The 23,304-nt window shown below is 28.4% G+C and carries 21 protein-coding genes; 10 read left to right on the forward strand and 11 right to left on the reverse strand.

The genetic code is table 11. The features are described 5' to 3' along the window. Window positions 1-6 precede the first annotated feature (6 nt). The 3 genes from MHL31_RS03265 to MHL31_RS03275 all read right to left on the reverse strand — a co-directional run bounded on the left by MHL31_RS03265 (window position 7) and on the right by MHL31_RS03275 (window position 2,050). A complete protein-coding gene (locus MHL31_RS03265) occupies window positions 7-774 on the reverse strand; it encodes a sulfite exporter TauE/SafE family protein (RefSeq protein ID WP_240227652.1) in 768 nt (255 codons plus the stop codon). Between the two features lie 89 nt (window positions 775-863). Beyond that, window positions 864-1,571 (reverse strand): OmpA family protein, encoded by a 708-nt coding sequence (locus MHL31_RS03270; RefSeq protein ID WP_240227653.1) that lies wholly within the window; start codon window positions 1,569-1,571, stop codon window positions 864-866. Next, entirely contained in the window at window positions 1,571-2,050 is a 480-nt protein-coding gene (locus MHL31_RS03275) for a lipocalin family protein (protein ID WP_240227654.1), read from the reverse strand. Before MHL31_RS03275 ends, MHL31_RS03270 begins: the two co-directional genes overlap by 1 nt. A 170-nt stretch (window positions 2,051-2,220) precedes the next feature. Between MHL31_RS03275 and MHL31_RS03280 the strand changes: the two genes are divergently transcribed. Further along, window positions 2,221-2,913 (forward strand): pseudouridine synthase, encoded by a 693-nt coding sequence (locus MHL31_RS03280; RefSeq protein ID WP_240227655.1) that lies wholly within the window; start codon window positions 2,221-2,223, stop codon window positions 2,911-2,913. A 21-nt stretch (window positions 2,914-2,934) separates the two neighbouring features. Here MHL31_RS03280 and MHL31_RS03285 read toward each other — a convergent pair whose 3' ends face one another. The 3 genes from MHL31_RS03285 to typA form a co-directional block, all read right to left on the reverse strand. Beyond that, a complete protein-coding gene (locus MHL31_RS03285) occupies window positions 2,935-3,378 on the reverse strand; it encodes a hypothetical protein (protein WP_240227656.1) in 444 nt (147 codons plus the stop codon). Between the two features lie 363 nt (window positions 3,379-3,741). Next, entirely contained in the window at window positions 3,742-4,242 is a 501-nt protein-coding gene (locus MHL31_RS03290; protein WP_240227657.1) for a c-type cytochrome, read from the reverse strand. A gap of 173 nt (window positions 4,243-4,415) precedes the next feature. Continuing rightward, entirely contained in the window at window positions 4,416-6,185 is a 1,770-nt protein-coding gene (gene typA / locus MHL31_RS03295; RefSeq protein WP_240227658.1) for a translational GTPase TypA, read from the reverse strand. A gap of 110 nt (window positions 6,186-6,295) precedes the next feature. On the opposite strand from typA, the gene MHL31_RS03300 reads away from it, so the two are divergent. Continuing rightward, complete coding sequence (locus tag MHL31_RS03300; protein WP_240227659.1) at window positions 6,296-6,436, forward strand: hypothetical protein; 141 nt, start codon at window positions 6,296-6,298, stop codon at window positions 6,434-6,436. Window positions 6,437-6,497: 61 nt separating this feature from the next. Here the strand turns inward: MHL31_RS03300 and MHL31_RS03305 are convergent, their stop codons facing one another. Then, complete coding sequence (locus MHL31_RS03305) at window positions 6,498-7,664, reverse strand: proline dehydrogenase family protein (RefSeq protein ID WP_240227660.1); 1,167 nt, start codon at window positions 7,662-7,664, stop codon at window positions 6,498-6,500. 86 nt (window positions 7,665-7,750) lie between these two features. Between MHL31_RS03305 and aroB the strand changes: the two genes are divergently transcribed. Next, entirely contained in the window at window positions 7,751-8,818 is a 1,068-nt protein-coding gene (gene aroB, locus MHL31_RS03310; protein WP_240227661.1) for a 3-dehydroquinate synthase, read from the forward strand. A 15-nt stretch (window positions 8,819-8,833) separates the two neighbouring features. Here aroB and bshA read toward each other — a convergent pair whose 3' ends face one another. The 4 genes from bshA to dnaB all read right to left on the reverse strand — a co-directional run bounded on the left by bshA (window position 8,834) and on the right by dnaB (window position 13,953). Beyond that, on the reverse strand, window positions 8,834-9,961 hold the full coding sequence (gene bshA, locus MHL31_RS03315) for an N-acetyl-alpha-D-glucosaminyl L-malate synthase BshA (RefSeq protein ID WP_240227662.1): 1,128 nt from the start codon (window positions 9,959-9,961) through the stop codon (window positions 8,834-8,836). A 233-nt stretch (window positions 9,962-10,194) separates the two neighbouring features. Further along, a complete protein-coding gene (locus tag MHL31_RS03320) occupies window positions 10,195-11,040 on the reverse strand; it encodes a transketolase (RefSeq protein WP_240227663.1) in 846 nt (281 codons plus the stop codon). 100 nt (window positions 11,041-11,140) lie between these two features. Next, entirely contained in the window at window positions 11,141-12,376 is a 1,236-nt protein-coding gene (locus tag MHL31_RS03325) for an asparagine synthetase B (RefSeq protein ID WP_240228837.1), read from the reverse strand. Between the two features lie 59 nt (window positions 12,377-12,435). After that, a complete protein-coding gene (gene dnaB, locus MHL31_RS03330) occupies window positions 12,436-13,953 on the reverse strand; it encodes a replicative DNA helicase (RefSeq protein ID WP_240227664.1) in 1,518 nt (505 codons plus the stop codon). A 227-nt stretch (window positions 13,954-14,180) separates the two neighbouring features. On the opposite strand from dnaB, the gene MHL31_RS03335 reads away from it, so the two are divergent. From MHL31_RS03335 to MHL31_RS03365, 7 genes are all read left to right on the forward strand, one after another. Beyond that, window positions 14,181-15,260 (forward strand): DUF3810 domain-containing protein, encoded by a 1,080-nt coding sequence (locus MHL31_RS03335; protein WP_240227665.1) that lies wholly within the window; start codon window positions 14,181-14,183, stop codon window positions 15,258-15,260. A gap of 70 nt (window positions 15,261-15,330) precedes the next feature. Further along, window positions 15,331-16,134 (forward strand): RNA methyltransferase, encoded by an 804-nt coding sequence (locus tag MHL31_RS03340; RefSeq protein ID WP_240227666.1) that lies wholly within the window; start codon window positions 15,331-15,333, stop codon window positions 16,132-16,134. Window positions 16,135-16,163: 29 nt separating this feature from the next. Continuing rightward, window positions 16,164-17,396 carry a M48 family metallopeptidase gene (locus MHL31_RS03345; RefSeq protein WP_240227667.1) on the forward strand — a complete coding sequence of 411 codons (1,233 nt, stop codon included), beginning with the start codon at window positions 16,164-16,166 and terminating at the stop codon, window positions 17,394-17,396. Between the two features lie 44 nt (window positions 17,397-17,440). After that, window positions 17,441-19,660 carry a bifunctional (p)ppGpp synthetase/guanosine-3',5'-bis(diphosphate) 3'-pyrophosphohydrolase gene (locus MHL31_RS03350; protein ID WP_240227668.1) on the forward strand — a complete coding sequence of 740 codons (2,220 nt, stop codon included), beginning with the start codon at window positions 17,441-17,443 and terminating at the stop codon, window positions 19,658-19,660. Between the two features lie 103 nt (window positions 19,661-19,763). Further along, window positions 19,764-20,207: a Fur family transcriptional regulator gene (locus MHL31_RS03355; RefSeq protein ID WP_240227669.1), complete on the forward strand. Its 444-nt coding sequence runs from the start codon at window positions 19,764-19,766 to the stop codon at window positions 20,205-20,207. A gap of 27 nt (window positions 20,208-20,234) precedes the next feature. Next, entirely contained in the window at window positions 20,235-21,506 is a 1,272-nt protein-coding gene (locus MHL31_RS03360; protein ID WP_240227670.1) for an adenylosuccinate synthase, read from the forward strand. A 174-nt stretch (window positions 21,507-21,680) separates the two neighbouring features. Next, on the forward strand, window positions 21,681-23,303 hold the full coding sequence (locus tag MHL31_RS03365) for an OstA-like protein (RefSeq protein WP_240227671.1): 1,623 nt from the start codon (window positions 21,681-21,683) through the stop codon (window positions 23,301-23,303). The last annotated feature ends 1 nt before the right edge of the window (window position 23,304 follow it).

Below are 23,304 nucleotides of genomic sequence, written 5' to 3' on the forward strand. Positions count from 1 at the left end.
TTATAATTATTTAAATAATAAAATCACTGCTCCTATTGCCGTAACTAATATAATAAATTTACGGTAGGCTTCATTATTAATCAATTTTACTAATTTAATTCCCAAGAAAAAACCAATAAGTATTGCCGGAATTAAAACTATATTAATGGTTAAAGTTTCTACAGAAATTGTTTTCCAAACAAAGATATGAAAGGGTAATTTAAAAATATTAATTATAAAAAACAGCCAAGCTGCTGTACCAATAAACTCGTTTTTTGGAAAACGCATTGCTAAAAAATAAATATTTGAAAATGCTCCAGCTAAATTACCTATCATAGATGTAAAACCAGATAAAAGTCCCATAGTATTAGAAAAAATACGAGTGTTAGGAACAGCGGTAGATTTTCGTTTTTCCATAACAAACATAAAAATAACAATTCCTAATATTAAAAATGCCATAATGCGTTTAAATACTTCATCTGAAATATCGTTACCAAACCACACTCCTATTAATACACCTATAACCATTGTTGGCATTAATTTTACTAAGTACTTCCATTGGGTATATTTGTTGTAATAAATAACAGCCATAAGATCTGCAAATAACATCATTGGTATTAATGCTCCAGTAGATGATTTTCCACCAAAAACTATAGCCATTAAGGTTACAATTACAACTCCAACACCTTTTATTCCAGCTTTACTGGTTCCTAATAAGAATGCTGCTAAAAATGAAAAAAACCAACTAACAGGTGTTAATTGGTGTGCGTTTATTAATTCTAGTATGTTTTCCACAAATTTTGTTAGTATAAAAAATAAACAACTGTTTAAAAAGTTCTATATTAATTAAAACTTTTTAAACAGTTGTTTTATATAATTGCTATTTAATTTCCAGCTTCTTTTTCTGCGTCTGCTTTCATTTTGTCGTTAGGTATAATTCCAATGTTTACCCTTCTGTTTTTAGAACGACCTTCTTCTGTAGTGTTATCAGCAATTGGTTGTTCTTCCCCAAACCATTTTGTTGTAAACCTAGATGAACTTAACCCTTTATTAGTGAAAAAATTAGTTACAGCATAAGCTCTATTTTGAGAAAGCGTCATATTATACGCATCTGCACCAGTACTATCTGTATGTCCTACAACTAGTACATTTGTATCTGGATATTCAATTAAAATACCAGCTAATTTATTTAATAACGTTTCTGAATCACTATTAATATTGTATTTATTGGTATCAAAATAAACACCACTATTTTCATCAAAAGTAACTACAATTCCATCGTCTACACGTTCTACAACAGCACCAGGAATTTCTTCTTCAATTTGTTGCGCTTGTTTATCCATTTTTTTACCGATTAGTACTCCGGCACCACCACCTACTACTCCACCAATAACGGCTCCTAGTTCTGCTCCATCACCTTTTGTTCCAACATTATTACCAATAATTGCACCTAAAAGAGCTCCACCTGCAGCACCTATTACACCTCCTTTTTGTGTATTACTTGCATTTTTTGTAGCCTCACAACTACTAATGTTTAATGCTAGTAGTACTGCTAATATTCCAAATCCTATTTTTTTAAATATTGTTGTCATTATTCGTTATTTTTTATAAAATTCATATAAATATTAAAAGGTTTACCTTCTAATAAAACTGTTTGTTCCCATTGCATATTTGTATCAGACAATTGTGTTAAGTTTAATCTAAAACCTACATTGTCAGCTGATTTATTTTTTGAGTCTGTTGGTTTTAATAAAAAGTTATACAAACCTGTTTCTTCATCAACTTCTTGTATTGTAAACACAAAATTGCGATCGCCAATTACACAATTTCCATTATTTATTGTATAAATACCTGTATTATTATTTGGTATAAATCTCCAAGTACTTCCTTCAAAACATTCTGTTGGTGCATCATTTAATAAAGTTACATTAAATGTACCAGCTTCACTGTAAGAGATATTGTTTAAAGTCCAATAGCCTTTAATCACTTTTTTAGATTGAATAACTGTTTTTGATGTTCCACAAGATAGTATTGTGCATACAAAAAGAGTTAGCATTACTAGTTTTTTCATTTTTTTAGCATTTTAATTATTTTAATAAAATTTATTTTTAATATACGAATATTAAAAGTTCAAAAGTATAAAAAAAAGAATGATTGAACATAATATAATTTAAGTGATTTATATTCGTATTTTTTTTAATTTAAATCCCTGAATTTTTATTGAAAATGTATATTTACACAATGAAAGTACAAATTCTTTTTGAAGATAATTATTTGGTTATTGTAAACAAACCAAACAATGTTTTAGTTCACAATTCGTATTACGCTAGAAATATAAAAGATGCTACCCTATTAAATTTATTGAAAGAACAATTAGGCTTAGACCTATACCCTATTCATAGACTAGATAGAAAAACTTCAGGTGTATTGGTTTTGGCAAAACAAAAAGATCAAGTAGCTAAATTTCAAGAATTATTTAATGCTAACACTATTAAAAAAAGCTATTTAGCTATTGTTCGTGGTTTTGTAGATGAAGCAATAGAAATTACTACTCCTGTTAAAAATCCCGATACAAAAGTTTATAAAGATGCTGCGACTAGTTGTAAACCTATAGAAAAAATTGAATTAGATATTGCCGTTCATCCCTATAAATTTTCTAGATATAGCTTGGTTGAACTAATACCAAAAACTGGCAGAATGCACCAACTTAGAATTCATATGAACAAGGTGAGTCGCCCAATTGTTGGTGATTATAAATATGGAGATCGGTTTCATAACAGAATGTTTGAAACTGAATTTGCGTGCAAAAATATATTTTTACATGCAAATTCAATTCAATTTAAGCATCCTATTTTAGAAACAGTTATTTCTGTGAATGCTACATTACCAGATGATTGGAATAAAATTATTAAATTATTTAATTGGAAAATTTAATTTATAAAAACTACCACTTTTTTAGTTAGATAACATATGGTGATTTTTATTATTTTTCATAATTAATAATACCAACTCGTAAATCTGTTCTTTAATATATCTAAAGTTTTGAATGTAATTAATTACTTCAATTTCTATCAATTTATGATTATTTCTAAAATTAGCTTCTCTTTTTAAATATATATTTTCTAAAAGAAGAGATAGATTAACATTATGGTCGTCGATAGAAATTAATAAATCGTCACCTAAAATAGATTCGTGATCAATTCCTTTAAGCAGTAATTTAGCTTTATTAAAATTGTCAGATTCACACAATTCAATAATATGCTCAGCGAGTAATTCCTTTAAAAATTGTTGTTCAATTTTAATAAACTCGATTTCCGCAACCCAATCTTGTGTTTTTTTATACAATTCTTCTATGCTTGTACAAGGTTCTTTTGATTTTTCAGGGGTGGTACTTTTCATATTATATATTTTTAAGGTTAAACTTACTTTATCATTTTCTATGCATTGGATATTTTAAATTTTGTAGTTAAAAGTATTTATTAAATAATCTTGTTGAAGAAAATTACAATTGAATTTTCTTTATTTTGAATTAAATTAAACACTTAATTTCTTAGAATTAAAGTGAACTTTAATAGCTATTTTTTTATTTACTAACATTATAATAACAATAATATATGATAAATTTAAAACTTAAAATAGAGTATTTGTATGATTATTATCAGCTTTAATTGAATTTAGTATTAAATTTTAATTCCAAATAAGTAGTTTTATTCCAAATAGTTAGCGAAAGTTAAGTGTTTCTATACACAATTATAAAAACACTTAAAAACCTCGCTGCATTCCTCTTCTTTTTCCATTGCCATTTCCCATTCCATTTGGATGTTCTTCATTATAATGACTTTGAAACCAAACTGGTTTTTCTAATTCATTATTAAAAACATAGCTTGCTATTTTTACCATATCAATTTCGTTAAATGGTAGTTTCGGCATTGTTTTAAAGTTTTGAACGGCTCCAAACATTAATGCATTTTCTTTATTTGGGTTTAAAGTCCATTTTGTAAATGCTGTTACAAATTCATTTTCAGTAGAATAAGACATCATATACCTCTTTTTAATTGCAATCATAGGAGGAGCTATAATATCATCGTGTGATTTTGAAGTTACCGAATGACAAGCATAACAATTTTTTTGTAGTAATTTATATCCTTCTTCATTATTAGATAAAACAGCTATTCCATTTGAAATATTTTTATTGCTTTTGTTATTGGAACATGCTGTAAAAAATATTAAAGTAAGAACTAATAAAAATTTTAATAATTTCATCATTTATAACTTAAAAATCTAATCAAATTTCATACTTAATTTTAAATAAGTAAGTGACTAAGGTTGCTTATAACTATATGTTTTTACCTGAATTGCTGAATATTAGAATTATAAATATAAAAAAAACGCTTCCAATAATTGGAAGCGTTTAAATATTTTAAAACTAAAAGTATTTATCTAAATGAGATTTTACGAATACGTAAACTTAGAGGAGTAATTTCTAAATACTCATCTTCTTTAATATACTCCATACATTCTTCTAAAGAATAATCTATTTTTGGAGCAATTTTAACACTATCATCTGTTCCAGATTTACGGACGTTTGTTAATTTTTTACCTTTAATTAAATTAACTGCCATATCTTCTTGTTTGTTGTTTTCTCCAACAACCTGACCTTTATAAATATCTTGATTAGGATCTATAAAAAACTTACCTCTATCTTGTAATTTATCGATAGAATAAGCTGTTGCTTTACCTGTTTCTGCAGAAACAATAGCACCATTATTAGAAGTAGCAATTTCTCCTTTGTAAGCATCGAAACCACGTAATCTATGATTAATAATAGCTTCACCAGCTGTTGCTGTTAAAATTTTATTACGTAAGCCTATTAAACCTCTAGATGGGATATCGAATTCTAAATGTTGTAAATCTCCTTTTGGTTCCATTACTAATAAATCTCCTTTTCTTAAGCTTACTAAGTTAATAGCTTTACTAGCAGATTCTTCAGGAACATTTATAACTAAGGTTTCATAAGGTTCACATTTAACACCATCAATTTCTTTAATAATTACATGTGGACGTCCAACTTGTAACTCATATCCTTCTCTACGCATTGTTTCAATTAATACAGATAAATGCAAAATTCCACGTCCAAAAACGTTAAACTTATCTTCTGTATCAGTTTCTTCAACTCTAAGTGCTAAGTTTTTTTCTGTTTCTTTAAACAATCTATCACGTAAATGACGAGAAGTTACATATTTCCCTTCTTTTCCGTAGAAAGGAGAATTATTAATTGTAAACAACATACTCATTGTAGGTTCATCTACTTTTAATCTTGGTAAAGCTTCTGGGTTTTCTAAATCGGCAATTGTATCCCCAATATCAAATCCTTCTATACCTGTAATTGCACAAATATCACCACTTCTAACTTTAGAAGCTTTATTTTTACCTAAACCTTCAAAGGTATGTAGTTCTTTAATACGTACTTTCTTAAAGCTACCATCTGCTTTACAAAGCATATAATCTTTACCTTCTTCTAAATCACCTCTAAAAACACGTCCAATAGCAATTCTACCAACAAAAGATGTAAAATCTAACGAAGTAATTTGCATTTGTACTGTTCCTTCTTTGTATGGTGCTTCTGGTATATTTTTAAGTATAGAGTCTAAAAGAGGTACAATATCTGTAGTTTCGTCTTTCCAATCTCTACTCATCCAACCATTTTTAGCTGAACCGTAAATTGTATCAAATTCTAATTGTTCTTCTGTAGCATCTAATGCAAACATTAAATCAAAAACTTTTTCGTGTACAATATCTGGTGTACAGTTAGGTTTATCAACTTTATTTACAACAACAATTGGTGTTAATCCAAGTTCTAATGCTTTTCCTAACACAAAACGTGTTTGAGGCATTGGACCTTCAAAAGCATCAACTAATAGTAAAACACCATCAGCCATTTTTAATACACGTTCAACTTCTCCACCAAAATCGGCGTGACCAGGTGTGTCAATAATATTAATTTTTACGCCTTTGTAATTTATTGATACGTTTTTAGATAAAATAGTAATTCCTCGCTCTCGCTCCAAATCATTATTATCTAATAAAAGATCTGTTCTAACTTTACGCTCATCTAATATGTGAGCTTGGTCAATAATTTTATCAACCAACGTAGTTTTACCGTGATCAACGTGAGCAATAATTGCTATATTTCTGATAGATTGCATATTCCGAATTTTTTAGAGGCTGCAAAAGTAATTGTTTTATTTGGTTTATTGTAACAAAAGTTGAATTATGATTTTTTAAAAATTTATATTTTTGAATAAAACCTACTATTATGATACTAAACAACTTACCATTAGTTAGCTGGAATTGGGGAATTATAGGCGCAATTATAATGTTTTTAGTCTTTTTAGGACTAATTGTAGTTTTGCTTATATTTTTACGTGGAGGCAAGAAAAACGATACAACTGTTTAAAATTATTAAAGAGTTGTTTTTTTAGTAAAAACAACTCTTTTATTTTGAAAATTCATATAAATTAAATTTTTCTTCTTTCCCTTTCTTCTTTTAATAAGCGAAGCTCTCTACTGGTTTGTCCGGCTACAGAAGTATTTTCTTCAGCACGTCTAATTAAGTATGGCATTACGTCTCTAACGGGGCCAAACGGTAGATATTTTGCAACATTATAACCTGCATTCGCTAAATTATAACTAATATGATCACTCATTCCATACAATTGCCCAAACCAAATTCTGGAATCATTTTTATCTAAACCAGATTTTGCGATTAAATCCATTAATAGGTAAGAGCTTTCTTCATTATGTGTACCTGAAAAAATAGCCATATCTTCTATATTTTTGAACATATACGTTAATACGTCGTTAAACATAGTGTCTGTAGCTTGTTTATTTGCACAAATTGGATCTTTATACCCTTTTTCTTCAGCACGTTCTCTTTCTTTTTCCATGTATGCTCCACGAACTAATTTCATACCTATTTTAAAACCTTGTTTTTTAGCACGTTCGTGTAAGCTTTTTAAATAATCCAATCGATCCCATCTATACAATTGCAATGTGCTAAATACAATTACTTTTTCTTTATTATACTTAGCCATCATTTCTTCAATTAAATCATCTGCAGCATCTTGCATCCAAGTTTCTTCGGCATCAATTAATAAAGGAACATCTCTATCAAAAGCAGCTTTACATACTATATCGTACCTCTCTTTAATGCGTTTCCACTCAACTTCTTCATGAGGGTCTAATGGTGTATCTTCTGTTATTTTTTGGTAAATTTTAAACTTACCAAAACCAGTTGGTTTAAATACTGCAAATGGAATTCCTAATTTTTCTTTTCCAAATTTAATGGTATTTAATGTTTTTTCCATTGCCAAATCAAATTGAGACTCAACCTCCTTACCTTCAGCTGAATAATCTAAAACAGAATGTACATTTTTGCTATACATTTTATCGATTGTTGGCATACAATCTTCTTCTGTAATTCCTCCACAGAAATGGTCAAAAACAGTTGCTCGTATGATACCTTCAACAGGTAAATGCGTTTTTAAAGCAAACTTGGTTACTGCTGTACCAATTTTAACTAGAGGTTCTCGCTTTATCATTTCAAAAAGATAAAAAGCTCTGTCTAGTTCGGAATTTGATTTTATTGCAAAAGCAATTTCCGTGTTATCAAATATTTTTTTCATTGTTGATTGTATTTAATCAAAGATAATTACAAACATTTATTTTTTTCATTTTTTTACCTTTAATTTGCACTAAAATATTATCCAAAATGAAACCTATATTATCCAATAACTACTTTGTAAACTTTAATGATGAAGCTTACTTGAAATTAAACACCTATTTAGCTTCAAATATCCCTTCTAAAATTTTTATTTTAGTTGATGAAAATACAAATCAATATTGTTTACCAATTTTATTGGAAGTTATGGAAACTACTTCTGAAATAGAAATTATTGAAATTGAAGCTGGTGAAGAAAATAAAAATTTAGACACTTGTACTGGTGTTTGGCAGGCATTAACCGAATTAGGAGCTGATAGAAAAAGTTTACTTATTAATTTAGGAGGTGGAGTTATTACAGATTTAGGTGGTTTTGTAGCTTCATGTTTTAAACGTGGTATTGCATTTATTAATATTCCTACTACCCTATTAAGTATGGTCGATGCTTCTGTAGGTGGAAAAACTGGTGTAGATTTAGGCGTTTTAAAAAACCAAATAGGATTGTTTTCAGATCCAGAAATGGTGCTTATTGATACAAGATATTTAGAAACGGTAACAGAACGTGAAATTAGATCTGGATTGGCTGAAATTATTAAATATGGACTGTCTTACGATGTTAAACTATGGAACAACATAAAGTCATTTAAAGAACTAACTATTAGAGGTATAAGCACTTTAATTCATCGTTCTATTGAGATTAAAAACGAAGTGGTTACAGAAGATCCTAAAGAACATGGACTTCGTAAAATTTTAAATTTTGGACATACTTTAGGACACGCTATTGAGTCATATTTTTTAGAGTCTGAAAATAAAGAAAAGTTAACTCACGGAGAAGCTATTGCAATTGGTATGATTACTGAAACATATCTATCTCAAAAATTATTAAATTTTCCTGAAGATGAAGTAGCAGATATTAAAAGTAAATTACTTAAAATTTATGGAAATGTTATAATTGAAACTTCTGATTATGATGCTATAATAGAGCTTTTAATTCACGATAAAAAGAATGTTGGTGGACAAGTAAATTTTGTATTACTTACAAATTATGAGAACTTTAAATTTAACTGTAAAGTAGAAAAAAAATTATTAATTGATGCTTTAGATTATTATAGATCCTAAATAAATCTATTTACTTTATTTACCTAAAACTTCTTTATACGTTTCTATATAACCTGGTAATATATTTTGTAAACTAAATTGTTGAGCTTGTGCAAATGCATTTTGCTTAAATTTTAACAGTCTTTCATCAGATTCTAAAATATATATTCCATTTTTAGCCATATTATCGGTATCACCAATATTGCTTAAAAACCCTGTAACTCCTTCAATATTAACCTCTGGCAAACCACCAGAATTAGTAGAAATAACAGGTGTTTTAGCTGCCATAGCTTCTAAAGCTGCTAAGCCAAAGCTTTCAGTTTCAGATGGTAATAAAAATAAATCTGAATAACACAATAACTTATTCACTTCGTTACTATTTCCTAAAAAAAGTATTTTATCTAGAATCCCTAAATCTTTTGCCATACATTCTATACGTTCTCGATCTGGGCCTTCTCCAACTAATAATAATTTTGATGGTATTTTTTTCTGAATTTTATAAAAAATATCAATAACATCCCACGCTCTTTTAACTGGGCGTAAATTACTAATATGGGTTACTATTTTTTCGTTATTCTGAGCAATACTACTTCTTTGGCATTCTTCATCAGTAATTTCTGGGTATTTATCAAAATCAATAAAATTATATATTACTTGAATCTCTTTTTTAATATTAAACAACCTTAATGTGTCGCTTTTTAAGCTATCTGAAACCGTTGTAACAACATCAGAATGGTTGATGCTAAATTCTACAGCTGTTTTATAATTTGGATGACTTCCAACTAAAGTTATATCTGTTCCGTGTAAAGTAGTTACAACTTTTACTACAATTCCTTTTTCTTTTAGCATTTGTTTTGCCATATAAGCTGCATATGCATGAGGAATTGCGTAATGTACATGTAAAATCTCTAAATTGTACATTTCAACAACTTCTACTATTTTACTTGAAAGTGCTAATTCGTATGGTTGAAATTGAAATAATGGATATTCTTCAACAAAAACTTCGTGAAAATGAATGTTATTTGAAATAAAATCTAATCTAACAGGAAGTTTATAAGTAATAAAATGCACTTCATTTCCTTCTTTTGCTAAAGACATACCTAATTCAGATGCTACTACTCCACTACCTCCAAATGTTGGATAACAAACAATTCCTACTTTCATACTAATTATTAAATGATTAAAAAATTTAAAGGTTGAATTTATCAACTTTTATACTTAGTTGTAAATATAAATTGAAACTTACAATAAGATGTGTTTTATATTATAAATATATCTTAAAAAAAGAATAAGACTGTTTAAAAAGTAAAATTCCTTCATTCTGAATGTATTTCAAAATGATGATAAATTTAAAACTTTTTAAACAGTCTTAGTTATAAACTCTTTAAATGGTATATTTAATAATCTCCTAAAGTTTCAGGATTTTGAGCAAGAGCATCTTCTAATTGAGCATCACTTGGTGCTTTTCCGTGCCAAGCGTGAGTTCCCATCATAAAATCAATTCCGTTACCCATTTCAGTTTTTAATAAAATACAAACTGGTTTTCCATTACCTGTTAATGATTTTGCTTCTGCTAAACTTGCTTTAATAGTATCAATATCATTTCCTTTTTCAACCTCTAAAACAATCCATCCAAAAGCTTCAAATTTAGCTTTTAAATCTCCCATTGGCATTACATGGTCTGTAGAACCATCTATTTGTTGACCGTTATAATCAATTGTAGCAATTAAATTATCAACATTTTTACCAGCAGCATACATAATTGCTTCCCAGTTTTGACCTTCTTGTAATTCACCATCTCCGTGTAAAGAATAAACTAAACGTGTATCTCCATTTAATTTTTTAGCTTGAGCCGCTCCAAGGGCAACACTCATTCCTTGACCAAGAGAACCTGAAGCAATTCTAACACCAGGTAAACCTTCATGTGTAGTTGGATGACCTTGTAAACGTGAATTTAATAATCTAAAAGTAGCTAATTCTGAAACTGGAAAAAAACCACTTCTTGCCAAAACACTATAAAAAACCGGAGAAATATGTCCGTTTGATAAAAAGAATACATCTTCATCTTTACCATCCATAGTAAAATCGGTACTATATTTCATTGTATCTTGATATAGTACGGTTAAAAACTCATTACATCCTAAAGAACCTCCAGGGTGACCAGAATTTACAGCATGTACCATTCTAACTATATCTCTTCTTACTTGTTGTGCAAAATCTTGCAGTTGTTGTGTAGTTGACATTATATATTTTTATTTAAAAAAACAAAAATACTATTTTAGTACTATGAAGCAATAACTTTTATCAATAAAATTTTAAGTGCTTTATTAACAGTACCCTATTTTAAGTTTTTTGCTTTTTCTTTTTTGCTGCAGGAAACAGCACATTATTTAATATTAAACGGTATCCAGGAGAATTTGGATGTAAATCTAACTCTGTTTTTGGATCTCCTACTCTATGTTGATAATCTTCTGGATCGTGACCACCATAAAAAGTAAACATCCCTTTACCTTTAACACCATGTATATAACGCGCTTCTCTATTTAATTTTATCTCCCCCATCACTAAAACATTTGATTTTACAGCATCTCTATCAAAAGAAGTAGTTTGTCCCATAAAACCTTTAATTAATTGTGTATGATTTTGACATAACATGGTAGGTATTGGATCCCATTTTGCAGAATATTCTTTTAATGAAAAATAATCTGCTGTACGTTTTATATTTTGACGTTTACGAGTCATATCAATTGAAGAAAACTCATATTCAATTGGATTTCTAACTAATGTAAAATCTTTAAAAGCAAAAGTTTTATTATAATCTATTTTATTTTGATAATCAATTTCTGATGGATCACCATCAAACATTGTTTCACAAATATCTACACTTTCGGCAGATAAAGCAATATCAAAACTATCAGTTGCAGAACACATTGCAAACATAAAACCACCACCAATAACAAAATCTCTAATTTTTAATGCTACAGCTAATTTTTGTTCAGAAACTTTAGAATACCCTAATTTTGCAGCCAAATTTTCGGCAGATTTTTTTTGTTCTATATACCAGGGTGCTGTTTTATATGCTCCGTAAAATTTACCATACTGCCCCGTAAAATCTTCATGATGTAAATGTAACCACTCATATAAAAGTAATTTTTCATTCAATACTTCTTCATCATAAACAACATCAAAAGGTATTTCTGCATATGTTAATACCATAGTTACTGCATCATCCCAAGGCATTTTATCTTTTGGAGAATATACTGCAATTTTAGGTGCTTTTTCTAAAATAACAGCTTCCATATTTTTTGAAGGACTACTAATTTCTTGTAAAATATTTGCTGCTTGCGTATCTGATATTACTTGAAAAGTTACACCTCTAATTTTACATTCGTTTCTGGTTGCTTCATTATCTTCTAATAAAAAAGAACCTCCTTCATAATTAAGTAACCATTGCGCTGTATTTCCTCTTTTTAAAGACCAAAATGTAATTCCATATGCTTTTAAATGATTGGTTTGTGTAACATCATCCATTGGAATTAATATAAATGAAGCATAACTAAAAGTTGTAATAAATAACATTACAATAATTAAAATGCGTTTCAGAAAGAAGTTTTTTAACAATTCCAATTGATTAATTTTTAAAATGGTACGTCATCGTCATTTAAATTATCAGGAGCTCCAAAAGCATCTTGTGCACTTGGCATACTTCCTGCTGATATTTCATTATTCATTTTAGAATGGAATTCGTTTCCAAAGTCTTCATCTAAATTACTAAATTGTGCTAAGTGACCTGTAAATTTTAAACGTATATTTTCTAAACCACCATTTCTATGTTTTGCAACAATAAATTCAGCTTGACCTTCACAAGGTGTTCTTTCTTCGTCATCCCATTCAGTTAAACCATAATATTCAGGTCTAAATATAAACGAAACAATATCCGCATCTTGTTCAATTGCACCAGATTCACGTAAATCGGATAGCAAAGGTCTTTTACTTCCTCCACGTGTTTCAACTGCACGCGATAACTGTGAAAGTGCAATTACTGGTATTGATAGTTCTTTGGCTAATGCTTTTAAATTTCGAGAAATTGTTGATATTTCTTGCTCTCTATTTCCGTTTGAAGAACTTCCAGCAGTCATTAACTGTAAATAATCAATAATTATAATTTTAATTCCGTGTTGCGATGCTAAACGACGTGCTTTTGCTCGTAAGTCAAAAATTGATAATGAAGGTGTATCATCAATAAAAATAGGTGCTTTCGATAAATTTTTAACTTTAACGTTTAGTTGCTCCCATTCATGCGGTTCTAAATTCCCTTTTCTTAATTTCCCTGAAGAAATACCTGTTTCACTAGAAATCATACGTGTAATTAACTGTACAGATGACATCTCTAATGAAAATATAGCAGCTGGAGTTCCAAAATCGATGGCCATATTTTTTGCCATTGACATTACAAATGCTGTTTTTCCCATACCAGGACGTGCAGCTAAAATCACCAAATCTGAAGGTTGCCAACCCGACGTTAATTCATCTAAACGTGTAAAACCAGTAGCTACACCACTCATTCCACTTTTATTAGATATTTCTTGAATCTTTTTTATAGCCTGTGTTACAAGTCCTTGAGCATCTTCAGAACCTTTTTTAAGATTCCCTTGAGTTACCTCAAAAAGCTTGGTTTCGGCATCATCTAATAAATCAAATACATCTACAGTTTCGTCATAAGCTTCTTCAATAATTTCAGCAGAAATAGATATTAATTTTCGTTGAATATATTTTTGAAGTATAATACGAGCGTGAAATTCTATATGTGCTGATGATGATACTTTTTGAGTTAAACCAACCAAATAAAAATCACCTCCAACAAGTTCTAAATTTCCTGTTTTACGCAATTGATTAGAAACCGTTAATAAATCTGTTGGTTCTGAGTTTTGAAACAACGTATAAATTGCTTCATAAATATGTTGGTGTGTTTCTTTATAAAATACTTCTGGATGTAAAATATCAATTACATCATCTACACCTTTTTTATCAATCATCATCGCCCCTAATACAGCCTCCTCTAAATCAATAGCTTGCGGTGGCATTTTTCCTTTTTCAAGACTTATAACAGAACTCTTTTTGAATTTTTTAGCGGGTGTTGGTTGTAAATTTTTCAAGTTATAAATTATAATTTTATGATATTAAACGTTTGTTAATTTTTATGAAATCTAGAATTGTAAATGTCTCAATTTACTAGTTTCAAAGAAAAACAAAAGTAAATTTTTAATCTCAATAAGAACCTTAAATATAAATTTAATTTGCACAATTTTTGTTAACAAGTGCTTTTTTTGTTAATAACTATTATAACGTTATTTACTCGAGAATTATTTTATATTTTTACAAAATGAATTCGAAAAAGTATTATATAATTCTTTCTATATTATTGGTTATGCAATGGGCTTTTATTCAAATAATTGCTCAATTCCCTAACTTTATTGAAACTTATTATTCTAATGGTTTGTATATTTATATTTCAAATTTTCTAAGGATTTTACTGGGTTGGATTCCTTTTTCATTTGGAGATTTAATGTATGCTGCACTGGTTATTTTTATTTTAAGAGCGTTTTATAAAGCTATAAAAAGTAAAAAAATTAATTTTAAAGCTACTTTTTTTAAAATTACAGGAATTCTTTCAATTGTATTTTTTGTTTTTCATTTTAATTGGGCTTTAAATTATTTCAGACTTCCTATTAACAACTCTTTAAATTTTAAAATAAGTAATTACTCTAATGAAGAATTAATAGATTTTACCAAAAAATTAATTACTAAAACAAATGAAGTTCACACTTTTATAACAAAAAACGACACTCTAGTTGTTGAAAATTTACTTACAAAAAATCAGATTAAAGCAAAGGTTGAAAATGCTTACAATCAATTAGAAAAAAAACATCCTCAATTTAAATATTCAAATCCAAAAGTTAAACATTCGCTTTTTAGCGTACCATTAACCTATATGGGATTTGGAGGCTATATAAATCCGATAACCAACGAATCTCAAGTAAATTCATTAATTCCAAAAAATAATTATGCCGCAACTGCTTGCCATGAAGCTGCACATCAAATTGGAATTGCTTCGGAAAGTGAAGCTAATTTTGTAGGCTATTTAGCAACAACAAACTCGAACGATATATTTTTTAAATATTCAGGCTATTTAATGGCATTACGTTATTGCATTTCAGAGGTTTATAGAAAAGACCCTGCAAGTTTTGAAATTATAAAACCACTTATTAATAAAGGTATTTTAAAAGATATAAAACAAAGTCAGGCATTTTGGGAATCTTATCAAAATAAATCTGAAAAATATTTTAAAATATTTTACGATAATTTTTTAAAAGCAAATAAACAAAAAGACGGAATTGAAGGCTATAGCAAAATGGTAGTATTGCTAATTAACTACCATAAAAATGTTGATTTAACACCTTAAAAACCTGTTTTAATCAACGCTAGTATATTCAAAATTTATTTATCATTACCTTTGCTAATTATTAAAAACTATGCGAAAACAAATTTCAAGTACACAAAATCCTTATATAAAGGAACTTTTCCAAATAAAAGAAAAATCTCGCATTCGAAAAAAAACAAAAACCTTTTTAATTGAAGGCCTACGTGAAATTTCTTTAGCATTAAAAGGTGGTTATGAAGTACACACATTATTGGTAGATTTCTCTATTATAGATGAATCAACTTTAAATTCATTATTAAAAAGCACAGATTTAAGCATAGAAGTAATTGAAATTACGCATCAAATACATCAAAAATTAGCCACTAGAACTACAACTGAAGGAATTTTAGCAGTTGCTAAAACAAAAGATTTACTACTAAAAACACTTAAGTTTAAAACAAAAAATCCTTTAATTTTAGTTGCAGAAGCACCTGAAAAACCAGGAAATATTGGAGCTTTATTAAGAACTGCTGATGCAGCAGGTATTGATGCCGTTTTAATTGCAAACCCAAAAACGGACATGTACAACCAAAACATTATTAGATCTAGTGTAGGTTGTTTATTTACAACAGCAATTGCAACAGGTTCCACATCAGAAATTATTGCCTTTTTAAAAGCGCATAAAATTAATATATTTGGTGCAGCACTTACTGCATCTGTAGCATACCAAACAAAAGATTATACTGAGCCAAGTGCAATAGTTGTTGGTACTGAAGCTACGGGTTTAACTGATGAATGGTTACAAAATACCACTTCAAATATTATAATTCCAATGCGAGGTGCTATAGATTCTATGAATGTTTCGGTAAGTGCAGCAATTATTTTATTTGAAGCTGTTAGACAACGCCAATTATAATTAATGTTTCAATTTATAATTTATAAAAAATGACACCAGAAATTCTTTTTTACATATTAATAGCTATAATTATTGTTAAGTTTTTATTCGATACTTTTTTAGATACTCTAAATGCTAAACATTTTAACGATGCCATTCCTGAAGAATTAAACGATATTTATGATGACGAAGAGTACAAAAAATCTCAAGCATACAAAAAAGTAAATTATAAATTTTCGAGTTTAACTAGCGCTTTTTCTCTTGTAATAACACTGCTCTTTTTTATTTTTGATGGTTTTGCCTATGTAGATGGAATTGCAAGAAGTATTACAGATAATACTATTTTAATTACGCTTATTTTTTTCGGAATTATTTTATTTGGTAGTGATATTTTATCATTGCCTTTTTCATATTACAATACCTTTGTTATTGAAGAAAAATTTGGTTTTAATAAATCTACTTTAAAAACATTTGTTTTAGATAAAATAAAAGGATGGTTAATGATGATAATAATTGGTGGAGGAATTTTAGCCTTATTAACATGGTTTTACCAATTAACAACAACTAACTTTTGGTTATATGCTTGGGGATTAATAGCTGTTTTTACAATTTTTATGAATCTATTTTATTCAAAATTAATTGTACCTATCTTCAATAAACAAACTAGTTTAGAAGATGGAGAATTAAAAACAGCAATCGATAATTTTGGAAAAAAAGTAGGGTTTAATTTAGATAATATATTTGTAATTGATGGCTCAAAACGATCTACAAAAGCGAATGCATATTTTTCAGGTTTTGGTTCTCAAAAAAGAGTTACTTTATATGATACGTTAATCAATGACTTAGAAACTGATGAAATTGTAGCAGTTTTAGCACATGAAATCGGTCATTATACTAAAAAACATATTATTTATAATTTAATACTATCGCTAATTTTAACGGGATTTACACTTTATATCTTATCACTTTTTATTGGAAATCAATTACTTTCACAAGCTTTAGGGGTTGAAATAACCAGTTTCCATATTGGTTTAATTGCTTTTGGTATTTTATACAGTCCTATTTCAGAAATTACAGGATTTTTAATGAATATTATCTCTCGAAAATTTGAATATGAAGCTGATGATTATGCTAAAACTAATTTTAATGCAGAAGCTTTAATTTCTTCCTTAAAAAAATTATCTAAAAATAGTTTAAGCAATTTAACACCTAGTAATATGTACGTTAAGTTTCACTACTCACACCCCACTTTATTAGAACGCATATTAAATTTAAAAAAATAAAGATTTGACATTGTTGGGTAATTAAAAAATATTAAATTTAATCGATGACTTACAATTTAAGCTTAGAAGAGGAAAATAAAGAAATAGCAAAACGCTATAAAGGCTTGCTAAAAGGTGCGTATCAAACATTTACGGATGCTGATAAAAAAGAAATTAGAAAAGCCTTTGATATTGCATTAGAAGCGCATAGTACACAAAGAAGAAAAACAGGTGAACCTTATATTTTTCACCCCATAGCAGTTGCTAAAATTGTTGCTTACGAAATTGGACTAGATACTACTTCTATTGTAGCAGCATTATTACATGATGTAGTTGAAGACACCGATTACACATTAGAAGATATTGAACGTTTATTTGGTGAAAATGTAGCACGTATAGTTAACGGTTTAACTAAAATTTCGCATTTAAAAAAGGATCAAGATGCCTCAATACAAGCTGAGAATTTTAGAAAAATGCTCCTTACCTTAAATGATGATGTACGTGTAATTTTAATAAAAATTGCAGATAGATTGCACAATATGCAAACTATGGATGCAATGCCGGCAGATAAACAAATAAAAATTTCTTCTGAAACCCTATATATTTATGCCCCTTTAGCGCACAGACTTGGACTTTATAATATAAAATCTGAGCTTGAAAACTTAGGTTTAAAATACACTGAACCCGATGTTTATATAGATATTGCTAATAAAGTAACACAAAGCAAGGAAGAACAAAAAATTTATATAGATTCTTTTAGTAATATTATTAAAGAAACTTTAGATAAAGAAGGTTTTCAATATACTATAAAGGGTCGTAGAAAATCGATTTATTCTATTCGTAAAAAAATGCTATCTCAAGGTGTTACTTACGACGAGATTTACGATAAATTTGCGATTAGAATTATTTACAAATCTACTATAAAAAAAGAAAAATTTGATGCCTGGAAAATATATTCTATTGTAACTGATCACTTTAGACCAAACCCAAATAGGTTACGTGACTGGATAAGTCAACCAAAAAGTACAGGATATGAATCGCTTCATATAACTGTTATGGGACCTAAAGGAAAATGGGTAGAAGTTCAAATTCGTTCAGAAAGAATGGATGAAATTGCTGAAAAAGGTTATGCAGCACATTATAAATATAAAAACCAAAATGAACGCGAAACAGGCTTAGATGATTGGTTAAATAAAATAAAAGAATCTCTTGAAAACCCAAATGCAAGTGCTATTGATTTTGTTGAAGATTTTAAATTAAATTTATATGCCAAAGAAATTTTTATTTTTACGCCTAACGGAGATTTAAAGGCGCTTCCAAAACATGCTACCGCTCTAGACTTTGCTTTTTCCATTCATACACAAGTTGGAATGAGTTGTAGAGGGGCCAAAATTAATGGAAAATTAAAACCTATTAGTCAAGAATTATTTAGTGGTGATCAAGTTGAAATTATCACTTCTAAAAATCAAAAACCTAATATTGGTTGGTTAGATTTTGTTGTAACTGCACGTGCCAGAGCTCGTATAAAAAACGCTTTAAAAGAAGATCAAAAAAGAATAGCTGAGGAAGGTAAAGAAATTTTAACACGAAAATTAAAACATCTAAAAATTACTTTAAACGAAAAAGTAATAAATGAATTAGTTGTTTATTTTAAACTAAAAACAAGTTTAGAATTATTTTATAGAATGGGAAATGGTTCTATAGAAAACAATCAACTTAAAGATTTTATTGCAAAACGAAATAATGCTTTTGTTAGTTTCTTTAAAAATAGAATACGAAGAACTCCTGCCAAACCAGAAAATATTGATAAAGACGAAGTTATTGTAGAATATGATTCTTTGGTTTTTGGCGCTGAAGAGGAACATCTAGAATATAAAATGTCGCAATGCTGTAATCCAATTCCTGGAGATAAAGTTTTTGGTTTTATTACAATAAATGATGGCATTAAAGTTCATAAAAAAGATTGTCCAAATGCCATAAGTCTTCAAGCTAACTATGCTTACAGAATACTAAGTGCTAAATGGATAGACTCTGATAATCAAGAATTTAAAGCTATTTTAAAACTGTACGGTGTAGACCATGTAGGAATTGTAAATGAAATTACACAAATTATTTCAAGAAGTATGAATGTAGATATTCATAATTTAAATATCTCTAGCAACAATGGTATTTTTGAAGGAAGTATAACCGTTAGTGTTAAAAATAAATCGCAACTTCAAAAATTAAGTGACGCCATAAAAAAAATAGAAGGAATAGATAAAGTAGATAGAATTAATAAACATTAGTTTATTCACAATTATAGTTAATAAATATACTACTCAAGCCTAATTTTTTAAAAAAATAGGCTTAACTTTGTTGTTTAATTTTTTAAATTAAAAAAGTGAACTTATGAGTGTTGAAAACCAGAAAATTGTAAAAAACGTTTTTATTAAATTTCTAGAGAAAAATCTTCACAGAAAAACTCCAGAACGTTTTGCAATTCTTCAAGAAATTTATGATTTAAATGATCATTTTGATATAGAGTCTCTTTATATTCAAATGAAACTTAAAAATTATAGAGTTAGTAGAGCAACACTTTATAATACAATAGAGTTACTTTTAGAATGTGGTTTGGTTAGAAAACATCAATTTGGACAAAGTCAAGCTCACTATGAAAAATCTTATTTCGACAAACAACACGATCACGTTATACTAACAGATACAGGAGAAGTTATTGAATTTTGTGACCCAAGGGTACAAATAATTAAAAAAACTATTGAAGATACTTTTAATATAGAAATTCATAAACACTCACTCTATTTTTACGGAACTAAAAAAGATAAAAACAATTAATACTAACATATTATTAAGTAACACAACATGGCTGTAAATTTATTACTAGGACTACAATGGGGAGATGAAGGAAAAGGGAAAATTGTAGACGTTCTTACCTCTAATTATGATATAATTGCTCGTTTTCAAGGAGGTCCAAATGCAGGGCATACATTAATTTTTGATGGACATAAACACGTTCTACACACAATTCCTTCAGGAATTTTTCACAAAAATGCTGTAAATGTAGTTGGAAACGGAGTCGTAATTGACCCAATTATTTTTCAAAAAGAACTAGAAAACCTATCACAATTCAATCTAGATTTTAAAACAAAATTATTAATATCTAGAAAAGCACACTTGATTTTACCAACACATCGTTTATTAGATGCTGCAAGTGAAGCTTCTAAAGGAAAAGCTAAAATTGGTTCTACTTTAAAAGGAATTGGTCCTGCTTATATGGATAAAACCGGTAGAAATGGAATGAGAGTTGGTGATTTAGAATTAGAAGATTGGAAAGATAGATATGCAGCTTTAACAGAAAAGCATATTAAAATGATAGACTTTTTTGATGTTGATATTCAATATGACTTAAAAGAATTAGAAACAGAATTTTTTAATGCTATTAAAGTTTTAAAAGAACTAACTTTTATAGATAGTGAAGAATATTTAAGCAAAGCTTTAAAATCTGGTAAAACAGTTTTAGCTGAAGGTGCTCAAGGTTCTTTATTAGATGTAGATTTTGGTACATACCCATTTGTTACATCTTCAACTACTACTGCAGCTGGAGCTTGTACAGGTTTAGGTGTACCTCCAAATAAAATTGGAGATGTTTTTGGAATTTTTAAAGCCTACACAACACGTGTTGGTTCTGGACCATTCCCTACCGAATTATTTGATGAAAATGGAGAAATAATGTCTAGAGTTGGTCACGAATTTGGAGCAACTACTGGTCGTGCTCGTAGATGTGGTTGGTTAGATTTAATTGCTTTAAAATATGCTGTTGAAGTAAATGGTGTTACACAATTAATGATGATGAAAGGAGATGTACTTTCTGGATTTGATACATTAAAAGTATGTACTTCTTACAATTACAAAGGTACAGAAGTTGACCATTTACCATATAATATTGAAGCACATAATGTAACTCCAATATATACTGAACTAAAAGGTTGGAAAGAAGATATAACTTCAATGAAAAGCGAAGATACACTTCCTAAAGAATTAAAAGACTATATTAAATTTATTGAAGATTTTGTTGAAGTCCCTGTGAAAATTGTTTCTGTAGGGCCAGACAGAAAACAAACAATAGTTAGATAATAATTAGAACACTAGCTGTTTAAAAAATTTTAGCTTAGTATCCTGAAATCAGAGTTATAACAAATAACCAATATCAGAATTAAAATGCTAAAATTTTTTAAACAGTTTTTTTTAACATAGTATTTAAACTTTCATATTGCTTTTTAGTTAGTTTTGTATTTAAACTTATTACACTTGAAAAATATTATATTCATACTTCTGCTACTTTTTAGTTTTCAAGGATTTACACAATCTAAAAAAATTAAAATTTTAAAAGCAGATAATACTATGGTTGATCCTAAATTTCCAGGAGCTACAATATCAATAGGTAATATATTTGTTGAACACGATGGCGCTACTTTACGTTGCGATAAAGCTTATATTTACTCAGAACAAAACTTGATTAAGGCTATGGGTAATGTTATAATCAACCAAGGTGATACCATTATTCAATATAGTAAATATGTAGATTACGATGGAAATAAAAAAATGGCAACTTCTTGGGGAGATGTAATTTTAAAGGATGAGTTAATGGTACTCAAAACAGATACTTTATATTTTGATAGAGAAAAACAACATTTATTTTATAATAGTTGGGGCACAATTAAAGATACTACTAACTTACTTAAAAGTAAAATTGGAAACTATTATCTACAAACCAATAAATTTCAAGCTTTTACAAAAGTAGATGTTACAAATAAAGACAGTAAATTAATTTCAGATCACTTAGATTATTATACAAGTACTGGAATAGCAGAATTGTTTGGACCTTCAACAATTACTAGTGATGAAAATGCAATTTATACAGAGAAAGGACATCATAATACAAAGACTAATATTTCGCATTTTTTAAAAAAATCTAAAATTTATTACGGTGATAGAACTATTGCTGGCGATAGTCTATATTATAATAGAAATACTGAATTTGCTTCTGCAACTGGTAATATAAAAGTTTTAGACACTGTAAATCAAACAATTATTAAAGGTGGCTATGCAGAATATTTTAAATTAAAAGATTCTGTATTTATTACTGATAGAGCTGTAGCGATTTCTGTTATGGAAAAAGATTCTATGTATGTACATGGAGATAAATTAATGGTTACAGGAAAAACAAATGAGCGATTAATTAAAGCCTTTAAACGCGTAAAAATTTTTAAATCTAACTTACAAGGTAAATGCGATTCTTTGGTTACTAATGAAAAAACAGGAATCACAAAAATGTTTACAAAGCCAGTTATGTGGGCTGAAGGAAACCAGATTACAGGAGATACAATTCATTTTTTATCAAATTTAAAAACAGAACAACTAGATTCTTTAAAAATATTAAACGATGGCTTAATGGTTAAAAAAGATACTGCAGGTTTTAGTCAAATTAAAGGTAAAAACATGTATGGTAAATTTAAAAATAACGATTTAGAATCTCTAGATGTAGTTGGAAACAGTGAAACATTGTTTTTTTTAAGAGATGAACACGATAAACTCTTTGGTATTGATAAAAAACAAAGTAGTGATCATATTTTAATTCTTTTTGAAAATGAGGATGTAAAAAGTATTAATTATTATAAAGCCATAACAGGTAAAACCTACCCTCCTTCTGAATTTGAAATACTAAGTGATGATGAAAAATTATTACCTGGGTTTATTTGGAGAGAAGATGAAAGACCTTTAACAAAAGATGATATTTTTATAAAAGATGAACTTCTAGAAGGTGAAGATTCTGAAAATTCTGAAAAAATTAAAGAAATTAAAGAAATTCCACCAAAAGCAAAAGATTCTATTATAAAACCACCTATAAAAAACGTATTTAAGAGAGAATAAA

Source organism: Lutibacter sp. A80, assembly GCF_022429645.1.
GTDB lineage: Bacteria > Bacteroidota > Bacteroidia > Flavobacteriales > Flavobacteriaceae > Lutibacter.

Coding starts and splice junctions, on each gene's coding strand:
- bshA (WP_240227662.1), bottom strand. CDS start 9,961: ATGAAAGTAGGAATTGTTTGTTATCCAACATTTGGAGGTAGTGGAGTA.
- MHL31_RS03285 (WP_240227656.1), bottom strand. CDS start 3,378: ATGAAAAGTACCACCCCTGAAAAATCAAAAGAACCTTGTACAAGCATA.
- aroB (WP_240227661.1), top strand. CDS start 7,751: ATGAAACCTATATTATCCAATAACTACTTTGTAAACTTTAATGATGAA.
- MHL31_RS03360 (WP_240227670.1), top strand. CDS start 20,235: ATGGCTGTAAATTTATTACTAGGACTACAATGGGGAGATGAAGGAAAA.
- MHL31_RS03290 (WP_240227657.1), bottom strand. CDS start 4,242: ATGAAATTATTAAAATTTTTATTAGTTCTTACTTTAATATTTTTTACA.
- MHL31_RS03270 (WP_240227653.1), bottom strand. CDS start 1,571: ATGACAACAATATTTAAAAAAATAGGATTTGGAATATTAGCAGTACTA.
- MHL31_RS03300 (WP_240227659.1), top strand. CDS start 6,296: ATGATACTAAACAACTTACCATTAGTTAGCTGGAATTGGGGAATTATA.
- typA (WP_240227658.1), bottom strand. CDS start 6,185: ATGCAATCTATCAGAAATATAGCAATTATTGCTCACGTTGATCACGGT.
- MHL31_RS03340 (WP_240227666.1), top strand. CDS start 15,331: ATGCGAAAACAAATTTCAAGTACACAAAATCCTTATATAAAGGAACTT.
- MHL31_RS03280 (WP_240227655.1), top strand. CDS start 2,221: ATGAAAGTACAAATTCTTTTTGAAGATAATTATTTGGTTATTGTAAAC.
- MHL31_RS03350 (WP_240227668.1), top strand. CDS start 17,441: ATGACTTACAATTTAAGCTTAGAAGAGGAAAATAAAGAAATAGCAAAA.
- MHL31_RS03335 (WP_240227665.1), top strand. CDS start 14,181: ATGAATTCGAAAAAGTATTATATAATTCTTTCTATATTATTGGTTATG.
- MHL31_RS03275 (WP_240227654.1), bottom strand. CDS start 2,050: ATGAAAAAACTAGTAATGCTAACTCTTTTTGTATGCACAATACTATCT.
- MHL31_RS03320 (WP_240227663.1), bottom strand. CDS start 11,040: ATGTCAACTACACAACAACTGCAAGATTTTGCACAACAAGTAAGAAGA.
- MHL31_RS03355 (WP_240227669.1), top strand. CDS start 19,764: ATGAGTGTTGAAAACCAGAAAATTGTAAAAAACGTTTTTATTAAATTT.
- MHL31_RS03325 (WP_240228837.1), bottom strand. CDS start 12,376: ATGTTATTTATTACAACTTTTAGTTATGCTTCATTTATATTAATTCCA.
- MHL31_RS03345 (WP_240227667.1), top strand. CDS start 16,164: ATGACACCAGAAATTCTTTTTTACATATTAATAGCTATAATTATTGTT.
- MHL31_RS03305 (WP_240227660.1), bottom strand. CDS start 7,664: ATGAAAAAAATATTTGATAACACGGAAATTGCTTTTGCAATAAAATCA.